Here is an 8702-nt window from a genome sequence, read left to right on the forward strand (position 1 = left end):
TGGGCCAGAAGAAGCTCGTTCTTCTCAGCTTCGCTCAGCACATGAAGCGGGGGTGGGGCCATCAGCAGGGTGAATCAAACTCCGAGTCACCGCGCAACCATTTTCTGCCAACCTCCTGAGCAGTTACCGAACTTGAGCGTCGAATTCATCCACCCGACAAGACCGAAGCACGATGCTCACCAAAGGATCCCGATCGATGGAGTTGTCGTGCTTCCTGTTTCCCGGCTGGGAACCGCGCATCCGTCCGGCAATGGCGAAGCGGCGCTGGATGGACGATGCGCCGGAATCCTTCCCCTATCGCTGTCTGCCGCTGGGGATCGCCAACAGTCACGGCTGGGAGATCCTGAACCCGTGCGGGTTTGAGGTGATGTGGAACGGTGGCCCTGCGGCTGACGACGTAGTGGTCACCGTCGATCAGGGCGACAGACCAGACATGCCGCCCGTCGCCCTGTTCGGCCAAGGCATCGTCACGATTCATGTCGAGGGTCTGTTGCGGACCTCGCCGGGCTGGAACCTGTATGTCTCGGGTCCGCCCAATACCTTCAAGGATGGCGCAGCGCCGCTGACCGCGATCGTCGAGACCGACTGGTCGCCTTACAGTTTCACGATGAACTGGCGGCTGACCCGGCCCCATCACCGGGTCCGGTTCGAGGAGAACGAACCGATTGCCCATATCTTTCCGGTTCAGCGCGGCGTGCTGGATGGCGTCGAACCGGCCTTCGTCCCGATCGACGATGCTCCCGAACTGAAGGCGGCGTTCGAGCAATGGTCCTTGGCGCGCGATGCCTTTCACCGGGACATTCAGGCGCACCCTCCCGAAAAGCCCGCCGACCGCTGGCAGAAGCTCTATTATCGCGGGCGGATGCCCGATGGCACATGCCCCGTCGCCGACCACGTGACCAAGCTTCAGCCGCACGCGTTTGCCCATGCCGAACTTGCCGGTGGCGCCGCCGCGGCCATGCTGCGCCCGGTAGCGCAAGCGGTAACCCCAGTTGAGGCTGCGGCATCATCTGATCCGAGCGCCAAATATGCCTGGCTGCTTGATACGCTTGGCCAGCAACGCGCGCTATCATCCAGTGCGAGCGCCATATTGTGTGTCCACGACCTTTCGGGCGAGACGTTTCTGGATGCCTTCTATGCGCCGGGTCGCCCGGTCATCATCGCGGGCGAGATTGCGGCATGGCCCGCGCTTGACCTGTGGAACGCCGCCTACCTCGGCAAGGCGATCGGCGATGCGCCGGTCGAGTATCAGGGCGGTCGGGCGGCGAGCGCCGATTTCGAACGCTACAAGGACGACCATGTCCGGCAGATGCCGTTCGACCGGTTCATCGCGATGATCACCGCAGAGGCGGGCAACGATGCCTATCTGACCGCCTACAACTCGGCGACGAATGCGGCGGCGCTCGCGCCGTTGCAGGCCGATGTTGGCCGCCTCGACAAATTTCTGGTCCAAAGTGCCGAAGATGCGGGCGGGATGATGTGGATCGGGCCAGCAGGGACGTTCACCGCGCTTCACCACGATTTGACCAACAATCTGCTGGTGCAGGTCACCGGTCGCAAGCGGGTGATCCTGGCTGCGGCAACCGACTTGCCCAAGCTCTACAACGACAAGCACGTCTTCAGCAGGATCACGGATGTCACCGATCCCGCCATCGACCTTGCGGAATACTGCAACCTGCGCGACATCCGGTTCTTCGATGTCACGCTGATGCCGGGCGAGATGCTGTTCATTCCGATCGGCTGGTGGCACCAGGTAGAAGCTTTGGATTTCTCGATTTCCATTACTTACACACACTTCAAGTGGAAGAATGATTTCTTCGAGTCTTATCCGTTCTGATCTGGTTCCGGCCCCGGCCTTTTCGCCGCATTGCCCCCCAAAGAGGTCGCTCTATTCAACGCCAAAGCCGCTTTGGAAGTGCGGCAGGCTGTCGATCAGCGGCGAGTCGTGGCTGCACTGGCGGAGCGCACTGAGAAGACTGGCGCGAAGACTGGCGCGAAGGCTGCGAAAAATGCCGTCCGATGCGGCGGCCCAAGCCTTTGGTTTCATGGTCGGGGAGACAAGATTCGAACTTGCGACCCTCTGCTCCCAAAGTATCCCGGATGACGGTTTTCTGCGGTTTTTTGGGTATAAAACGTTCCAACTTGCGCGTTAATCTGCCGGTTTGTTGGAAGGGCCCAAGTCATAGAATTCGGCCATGGTGATCGGGGTATACTCGAACTGCTGGCCGTTCCACGTAACCTTGGTTGCGATGGTGCCGTCAGCGGCGCGCCTTGTGCGCAGGCTGTCCAGCGCATCGCTGGGAATCGCTGAAGCCTCATCAATCCAGATCTGGAGTTCAGGCGAAAGTTTATCGTCCTTCATGCGCTTTGCTCCTTGGATTGCATGATCGGAATGGTGGTACCGTCTCGCAGCAGCAGGCGCGAGGGCTGGCCGAAGCGTTCGATGCTCACAGGCAGCCCAAACAGGCGATAGCCGTTTTTGACCAACTCAATGCGAGGCAAATTCATCGCTGGCGGGCAGGCGCGTAGTTCGTCGAAATCCTCGTCCGTGAACCACCACCGCACCGGGTAATCTGCCTGCCGCCTGAACCAAACACGTTGCGCTCGATCTAACATGCTCACGCGCTTTGCTCGTTGGTTTCGGCCTGTTCTGGCTCTTGGGGTGGGAGTGTGCCAGCGATCGCCTGGGCAGTGATGGTGGCGTCGACGGGGCCGTAGACTTTCAGCATTTCCTTGATGGCCTGCAGGCTGTGGCCGGTGATCGAGGCAATCATTTCCATGGGCATGCCCCGGCGGCGCAGGCGGACCACGCGGGTGCGGCGCAGATCGTGCCAGACCAAGTCCTCCATGCCTGTGCGCCCGGTATGCTTTACCGCTTCATCGATGATGCGGCGGTAGGTGCTGATGAAGTGGCGCTGCTTCCACGGCTTGCCGGTGTCGTCATCGATCAGGACATGGGTAAGCAAGCGCGGCGGATCGGCAGCGCGATCGCGTGCACGATTGGCGCGGATCGCCGCTTCGACCTTGACCAGAATTGTCGGTTCGAAGGGGATTTCCATCCGCACTTCGTACTGGTCATTGCTGGTCTTGGTCTGATTGAAACACCAGCCCCGAACCTTGCCATCCTTGCCCGCCAGGCGTTGCACCAGCACGGGATCGAACAAGTCCAGTTCCTGCACCTGCGGTTCGGTCATGCCGATCAGGTCGCCTTCGCGCTGGGCGGTGTAGAGCCCCAGTTCGATCGCCAGCGCCATCGACGGTTTGCCCAATTTATAGGCAGCAGCGATGAAGGCGGCTTCGTCGTCAGCTTCCCACACCTGCCGACGCGGCGGGGGTGCGCCAAGATCGAAATCGGTGGCGGGGTTGCTGCCCTTTGGGATCAGCTCGATGCTTTCGGCGAAGTCCAGCACCTGGCGCAACTGGCGCAGCAGATTGAACGCGGCGGCGTGGCCGAGGCCACCCATCTCAACCGTCGTGGCATTGGCATCCTTCAACGCCTTTACCCGCAGCGGGGTGATGTAACTGACAGGATGCTTGCCCGCCCATGCTTCCAGGCGTTTGAGGCTGGTTTCATAGACGGCGCGCGTCTTGGGCCGCAGCAGGGGCTGGCCATTGGGTTTCTTGCCCTCGACGCGTTCGCGGCGGTAGCGGTCGATCAATGCGGCAAAGGTGCTGGGCTGGACAGGCGCCTTGATCTCGCGCGGCTTTGCACCGCCGTTGCGCCACTGCTCGACTTCGTCATTGCGTGCACGCGCAGCGGCGACGGCCTTCCATTCGTCCTGGCCCAACGACAACGGCCGCCACCCGGCGCGGGCGAGCGTGGCGCTGGGTTGCCAGTACCAGTTGGTGACGCCCGCTTTGTTGGTCTTGCCGACCAGGCACGGGATGGTGATCTTGGCCATGGGCTAGTCCTATTCATCGCCGCTGGGCGCGCGCGTGAGGCCGAGGCGCGCGGCGGCTTCGGCGACACAGGCAGGATCGATTGGCGGCCGACGGCGAACGGCGGTCCCATCGTGGTGCGGCGGGCGGTCCTGCGCGGCGCTGCGGTTGCGCGAAAAGGCGGGGTTCAAACGGCGTTCCAGCGCGCGGCATTCGTCGGCATGGGCAATCAGCGCGGCGCTGAGTTTTTCGAGTGTGCCCGCATGTATGCGCAAAACACCCGACAGCAAGCGGCCAAGGTTGCGGCGGTTGACGCCGATCGCGTTGGCGGCGGCTTGTGTGCCGCCGAGAAGATCGACCGCGCGTTCGACCAGATCACGCTGCTGTTCGATGGTGAGAGGGTGGGATTGTTCAAGCATGTTCTGGTCCTTTCGACCCTGGGCGCGGCCGGATGCCGACGCCGGTTTAGTGTGCCTTGGGGAAGTGAGGCCGGTCAAGATCGCCTGACCGGCCCCGTGCGACCCGCTCGGGCGGGGTTATTCTTCGCCTTCGCCGTGGTCCGGTTCTTCGGGGCCAACCACAAGCGTCATCACGTCGGGACCGTGATAGAAAGCAATATGCTGCACATTGGGCTGGTCGAGGCCGCGACCGGAAACGACATGGTTCTCCTCACGCTCACCCTGCTTAAAGCTTACCGGCACCTTGTAGTTGCCGTTGACGCTGATCGACACGGATACGGTCATCGTATTCTCCTTTTTTGCCGGGTGCCGCCCGGCGCGGATTTCAGAAAATCTGGCCAGTGCGCGGGCGGTGCAGTGCCTCTTGTTGGCTGGTGCCGTAGCGCGCGGAAAGGGTGGCGTGGACGTGGGTCCACCATTGGCGGATGGCTTCGGCTTCGGCCGGGGTGTGATCGTCATCGCGCGCGAAGCGGCGACCGAAGGGCGGGCGGGTGCCGAAGCTGTCGTGCCAGTCAAACCCGTCGTCATAGATATCGGCGAGTGCGGACAGGCGGGCGGTGCGCTGGTCGGCCTCGGCCTGGTCGAGCTGACCGGCGGCGATCCAGCGGGGATAGAGCCGGGCGCGCCGATCGAGTTCGCGGGTGATGCCGTGGCGGCGATCGGCCCAGATGAAGCCGTGCTGGCGGGCCACGGGCACGATCGGCGCGCGAGGGGCGGCTCTGTTCATCCAGTCCGCATAGCGCGCCAGATCGGAGCTCCACGCCGCGCACAGAGCATATTCGGCGGCGGCCTGCTGCTCGGTCATCTTCAGCCGGGCGATCATGGCCGGATAGGTGGCGCGGCGCGCGGCGGCTTCGCGCGCGATTTCGGCGGCGATTTCGGGAAGGGCGATCATGCGCCGATTTCCTCGCGCAGGGCCAAAGTCATCAGGCGGACGCGAACAGACGTGTAGGCGCGGCCCATGGTACGGGCGATGGCGTTATAGCTGAGGCCCTGCGCTTCGAGTTCGAGCAGGCGGGCATCGTCGGCGGCGGTGAACACGCGCTGCACAGTGCCGTCCTTGCCGATGCGGACAGCAGGCGCGATGGGCACCGGAAGGGCGCGCTGGCGGGGCGAGACAGCGCCGTGCTTAAGACACTGGTAATGGATCGCGCCTGCGGTGACGCCGTGGCGATCGGCAAGCTGGGTATAGCCCCAGCCCCGTTCGCGGCGTTCGAGAATATCGGCGATCTGGTCATCGCTGAGCTTGCGCGCCGGGCGCTGGCGCTGACCGCCCAGCGCAGTGACGATCGATGGCCGCACGCCGATGCGATCGGCAATCTGGCGAATTGAAAGCCCTTGCGCCTGCAGCGCGGCCACCGCCTCGCTGCGGCTGCGATAGCCAAGGCATGGTTTCGGGCCGCCCATCAATCGATCCCCAGCGCGGTCTTGTAGGTTTCCAGCACCGCTTCCATTTCGCGGCGATCGTCGGGCTTCATCTTCCGCAGACGGACGATCCGGCGCATAGTCGGGGCGTCGTAGCCGGTCGCCTTGGCCTCGCTGTAAACGTCCTTGATATCGTCGCTGAGGCCCTTCTTTTCTTCCTCAAGCCGCTCGATGCGCTCGATCAGCAGGCGCAACTGCTCATCTGCCTGCGCATTGCGCGCGCTGTTGTGTCCAAGGCGGGTCATTGCTCGACATTCCCAGTTTCGATGGTGCTGCCTTCGGTCAACGCGCGGCGCGCCTGCGTGAAGTTCGCATAGCCGCCTGCACGCGCGACCGTGTCGAGCGCTTCGGCGTGCTTTATGCCGTTAGCCTTGCCGTACTGTTTGGCCCGCCGTTTCAGCCCTTCCAGCGTTGTGAAGCGCAAGTCATGCGTGGTCATGCTGCGTCCTTCCGCAATTCAGCGCGATCGAGGCGTTCGATTTCGGCGACGATCAGCGCGGCGGCTTTGACCAGATCACGCCGGGGCTTGGTGAGCCGGAATTCGTAATCAACCCAAGGCCAGATCGTGTGTGCGCCATAATGCATTGGGCCGAAGTTGACCGCGTGGTTGCGATCAAGTTCGGGCAGCCCAGCATAGATCGCCAGCACGGCGGCGTGACGGGCGAGTTCGCCATGAATATGGCTATCATCGTGGCGCAGGTCGTACCCTTCGGCCAGCACCTGGCGCACACGTTCGTCGCCGATTTCGGCAAGGATGTGGGAAAAACTCATACAGTTTCCTCTCGATCAGAAGGGAATTTCGGAGCAGGGTTCGCATTCGCCATCTATCGTGGCGGGTAGCGCGCCGCAGTGGACACACAGGCCGGTGGCGGCGCGTTGGATGCGATTTGCGCGCCGATCTTCGGCTTCGGCGTGGGCGGCTGCCGCCGCATTGGCAGCGTGGGCGGCTAGATCGTAGCCATCGGCCAAGGCGCGGCCGAGGATCTTCCGGGCGTTCTTATGCCAGGTGGTCTTGCTGTCGAGCTTGAGGCGGCCGTGGTAGCGTTGCGGGATATCGCGCACGTCGATCATCAGTAGTTCGTTGGTGCGTTCGCCCCGGCTGTCCCACGCCTTGCCGAAGCAATACCAATACTGCATCGGCCATGGCCATTTGTGGACGTGCCACAGTATCCAGCCCGACTTTTCATCGGGCGCGGAAACGATCAACAATTGCGGGCCGCTCTTTTCATCGGTCCCATCCATCGCGCCATCGGCGCTGTTGCCGAACAGTTCGGGTGTGGCGGCGCGGCAACGGCGATATTCATCTGCCTGAGCCCGCGCTTCATCGAGCAGATCGGTGAACCAGTTCATAGCAGTCGACTTTCTGGTGCGGGGTCAGCCGAGGCGGGCGCGGCGGTTTTGGCCGCGTTGGCAGCCGGTGCGGCTGTGGCGATGGTGTTGCACGACAGGCAGCGCCATGGGCCGGTGGGACCGGTCAGCGAGTAACTGGGACATGGCGCGCCACAGTCGGTGCAGGTGCTGGGCTTCCATGTTGGATCTTTCACGCTGCGCACCGTTCGTAATCGGCATGGACAGGTGCGAGCCGCAGCAGTGTTTCAGCATGGCACCATGCGCTGGTGCAGGGGCACCAGCAGGCAAGATCATGTTCGGCAAGCCGGTACAGATTGGTGAGCACGCGGATGCGCAGACGTTCGATGGCCTCGACCTCTGCAGGACAGAAATCCATCTGTTCCAGCGTCATTGCGCCGACGCGCCCCTGAAGCCATTGATCATGCAGGATCACGCCTTTGGCATGGCCCCAGCGCATCGCTTGAAACGGATTGCCCCACATCGTCGGTCGGCCGACATAGATCGTGCCCTCCGGCATCTGCCAACCCTTGCGGCGAGAGCGCTGGACGCGTCGCGGTTTATGATCCGGCAGTGGCGGCAAAGACCGAAGGGTTGAACCCGGGGGAATATCCCCCGGGTTCCAAGATGGATCAGCCGTAGCCGTCGCCGTAGCCGGAGCCGTCGCCGTAGCCGGAGCCGTCGCCGTCGCCGGAGCCGTAGCCGGAGCCGTAGCCGTAGCCGTCGCCGTCGCCGTAGCCGGAGCCGTAGCCGTCGCCGGAGCCGTAGCCGGAGCCGTAGCCGTCGCCGTCGCCGTCGCCGGAGCCGTCGCCGGAGCCGTAGCCGGAGCCGTAGCCGTCGCCGTCGCCGTCGCCGGAGCCGTCGCCGGAGCCGTAGCCGTCGCCGGATGCATTAGCGCGGCTCATAGGTGGGTGCCTGCGCGATCGACTGCGCAGCCTTTTCCGAACAGGCGATGATCTCGCAGTTTTCGGTAAGCAGCACGTCAATCGGCGCGCCGATCTTGCTGGCCTTATAGTCAAGGCCATTGGTAGCCACGCCCGAGAGGAATGCACCGTTTTCCGCGACTTTCCAATACCAGAGGCGGCGGCTTTCGGTCAGTTCGCATTCGCGTGCGGTGCGTGACTTGAGAATGCCGGCGTGCACACCTGCGTCACGGGTGCGCACGACGACATATTTTCCGATCCATTGATCGGGTGCGGTAATATCAGCCATGGAAATCTCCTTGGTTGGCTGGTGGGAAAGAGTGTCAGCCATTGAGGTTGGCCAACTGGATCAGGATGAAGGTGCCGATGACGAGGACTTCGACCAGCAGCAGCAGTGCGCAGGCACGGACCGTGGCGCGGTCGGCCCAAGTGCGAGGGCGATCGGCCGGGATACCATTGGGGTAAAGGCTATCGCCGCATTCGGCTTCATCCTGCGCGGCAAGCCGCAAGTACAATTCGCGGGTGGTGCGGGGTTCGTCAGCCGTAACTGCTCAGGTGGTTGGCAATGAGGCCGATCAAGCGACCGCGAAGCGTCCGTCGACGAGGTCTCGGATTGCGCTGAGTGCGGACTGGCCAGAGAGGCGTGCGGTGCCGGTGACGGAACGGTATC

16 protein-coding genes are annotated in these 8702 nt (G+C 63.2%); 1 reads left to right on the forward strand and 15 read right to left on the reverse strand.

Features of this window, described 5'->3' with window-relative positions:
• The first annotated feature begins 196 nt into the window (after nt 1-196).
• Nucleotides 197-1837: a DUF6065 family protein gene (locus LDN95_RS22430; protein WP_226019735.1), complete on the forward strand. Its 1641-nt coding sequence runs from the start codon at nt 197-199 to the stop codon at nt 1835-1837.
• Between the two features lie 312 nt (nt 1838-2149).
• On the opposite strand, the gene LDN95_RS22435 is transcribed toward LDN95_RS22430, so the two are convergent.
• The 15 genes from LDN95_RS22435 to LDN95_RS22505 form a co-directional block, all read right to left on the reverse strand.
• Nucleotides 2150-2362 carry a hypothetical protein gene (locus tag LDN95_RS22435; protein WP_226019736.1) on the reverse strand — a complete coding sequence of 71 codons (213 nt, stop codon included), beginning with the start codon at nt 2360-2362 and terminating at the stop codon, nt 2150-2152.
• Nucleotides 2359-2622, reverse strand: a complete 264-nt coding sequence (locus LDN95_RS22440) for a hypothetical protein (protein ID WP_226019737.1) — start codon at nt 2620-2622, stop codon at nt 2359-2361. The genes LDN95_RS22435 and LDN95_RS22440 overlap by 4 nt, the downstream gene beginning before the upstream one ends.
• Entirely contained in the window at nt 2619-3902 is a 1284-nt protein-coding gene (locus LDN95_RS22445) for a tyrosine-type recombinase/integrase (RefSeq protein ID WP_226019738.1), read from the reverse strand. Before LDN95_RS22445 ends, LDN95_RS22440 begins: the two co-directional genes overlap by 4 nt.
• A 9-nt stretch (nt 3903-3911) precedes the next feature.
• On the reverse strand, nt 3912-4298 hold the full coding sequence (locus tag LDN95_RS22450) for a hypothetical protein (protein WP_226019739.1): 387 nt from the start codon (nt 4296-4298) through the stop codon (nt 3912-3914).
• Between the two features lie 117 nt (nt 4299-4415).
• Complete coding sequence (locus LDN95_RS22455; protein WP_226019740.1) at nt 4416-4622, reverse strand: hypothetical protein; 207 nt, start codon at nt 4620-4622, stop codon at nt 4416-4418.
• 40 nt (nt 4623-4662) lie between these two features.
• Complete coding sequence (locus tag LDN95_RS22460) at nt 4663-5232, reverse strand: hypothetical protein (RefSeq protein ID WP_226019741.1); 570 nt, start codon at nt 5230-5232, stop codon at nt 4663-4665.
• Nucleotides 5229-5744 (reverse strand): hypothetical protein, encoded by a 516-nt coding sequence (locus LDN95_RS22465; protein WP_226019742.1) that lies wholly within the window; start codon nt 5742-5744, stop codon nt 5229-5231. The genes LDN95_RS22460 and LDN95_RS22465 overlap by 4 nt, the downstream gene beginning before the upstream one ends.
• The gene (locus LDN95_RS22470) at nt 5744-6007 is read right to left on the reverse strand and encodes a DUF2312 domain-containing protein (RefSeq protein ID WP_226019743.1); all 264 of its coding nucleotides are present in this window, start codon (nt 6005-6007) and stop codon (nt 5744-5746) included. The genes LDN95_RS22465 and LDN95_RS22470 overlap by 1 nt, the downstream gene beginning before the upstream one ends.
• Nucleotides 6004-6201 (reverse strand): hypothetical protein, encoded by a 198-nt coding sequence (locus tag LDN95_RS22475; protein ID WP_226019744.1) that lies wholly within the window; start codon nt 6199-6201, stop codon nt 6004-6006. The genes LDN95_RS22470 and LDN95_RS22475 overlap by 4 nt, the downstream gene beginning before the upstream one ends.
• Complete coding sequence (locus LDN95_RS22480) at nt 6198-6533, reverse strand: hypothetical protein (RefSeq protein ID WP_226019745.1); 336 nt, start codon at nt 6531-6533, stop codon at nt 6198-6200. The genes LDN95_RS22475 and LDN95_RS22480 overlap by 4 nt, the downstream gene beginning before the upstream one ends.
• 15 nt (nt 6534-6548) lie before the next feature.
• Entirely contained in the window at nt 6549-7112 is a 564-nt protein-coding gene (locus tag LDN95_RS22485; RefSeq protein ID WP_226019746.1) for a hypothetical protein, read from the reverse strand.
• Nucleotides 7113-7302: 190 nt separating this feature from the next.
• Nucleotides 7303-7692, reverse strand: coding sequence for a DUF4326 domain-containing protein (locus LDN95_RS22490; protein WP_226019747.1), 390 nt, complete (start codon nt 7690-7692; stop codon nt 7303-7305).
• Nucleotides 7693-7741: 49 nt separating this feature from the next.
• Nucleotides 7742-8014, reverse strand: a complete 273-nt coding sequence (locus tag LDN95_RS22495; protein ID WP_226019748.1) for a hypothetical protein — start codon at nt 8012-8014, stop codon at nt 7742-7744.
• Nucleotides 8001-8321 (reverse strand): hypothetical protein, encoded by a 321-nt coding sequence (locus LDN95_RS22500; RefSeq protein WP_226019749.1) that lies wholly within the window; start codon nt 8319-8321, stop codon nt 8001-8003. Before LDN95_RS22500 ends, LDN95_RS22495 begins: the two co-directional genes overlap by 14 nt.
• Nucleotides 8322-8355: 34 nt before the next feature.
• Nucleotides 8356-8547 carry a hypothetical protein gene (locus tag LDN95_RS22505; protein WP_226019750.1) on the reverse strand — a complete coding sequence of 64 codons (192 nt, stop codon included), beginning with the start codon at nt 8545-8547 and terminating at the stop codon, nt 8356-8358.
• Between the last annotated feature and the right edge of the window lie 155 nt (nt 8548-8702).

Source organism: Novosphingobium sp. FKTRR1 (assembly GCF_020404405.1).
GTDB lineage: Bacteria > Pseudomonadota > Alphaproteobacteria > Sphingomonadales > Sphingomonadaceae > Novosphingobium.

Coding starts and splice junctions, on each gene's coding strand:
- LDN95_RS22475 (WP_226019744.1), bottom strand. CDS start 6,201: ATGACCACGCATGACTTGCGCTTCACAACGCTGGAAGGGCTGAAACGG.
- LDN95_RS22485 (WP_226019746.1), bottom strand. CDS start 7,112: ATGAACTGGTTCACCGATCTGCTCGATGAAGCGCGGGCTCAGGCAGAT.
- LDN95_RS22495 (WP_226019748.1), bottom strand. CDS start 8,014: ATGAGCCGCGCTAATGCATCCGGCGACGGCTACGGCTCCGGCGACGGC.
- LDN95_RS22460 (WP_226019741.1), bottom strand. CDS start 5,232: ATGATCGCCCTTCCCGAAATCGCCGCCGAAATCGCGCGCGAAGCCGCC.
- LDN95_RS22450 (WP_226019739.1), bottom strand. CDS start 4,298: ATGCTTGAACAATCCCACCCTCTCACCATCGAACAGCAGCGTGATCTG.
- LDN95_RS22470 (WP_226019743.1), bottom strand. CDS start 6,007: ATGACCCGCCTTGGACACAACAGCGCGCGCAATGCGCAGGCAGATGAG.
- LDN95_RS22445 (WP_226019738.1), bottom strand. CDS start 3,902: ATGGCCAAGATCACCATCCCGTGCCTGGTCGGCAAGACCAACAAAGCG.
- LDN95_RS22435 (WP_226019736.1), bottom strand. CDS start 2,362: ATGAAGGACGATAAACTTTCGCCTGAACTCCAGATCTGGATTGATGAG.
- LDN95_RS22430 (WP_226019735.1), top strand. CDS start 197: ATGGAGTTGTCGTGCTTCCTGTTTCCCGGCTGGGAACCGCGCATCCGT.
- LDN95_RS22500 (WP_226019749.1), bottom strand. CDS start 8,321: ATGGCTGATATTACCGCACCCGATCAATGGATCGGAAAATATGTCGTC.
- LDN95_RS22465 (WP_226019742.1), bottom strand. CDS start 5,744: ATGGGCGGCCCGAAACCATGCCTTGGCTATCGCAGCCGCAGCGAGGCG.
- LDN95_RS22455 (WP_226019740.1), bottom strand. CDS start 4,622: ATGACCGTATCCGTGTCGATCAGCGTCAACGGCAACTACAAGGTGCCG.
- LDN95_RS22480 (WP_226019745.1), bottom strand. CDS start 6,533: ATGAGTTTTTCCCACATCCTTGCCGAAATCGGCGACGAACGTGTGCGC.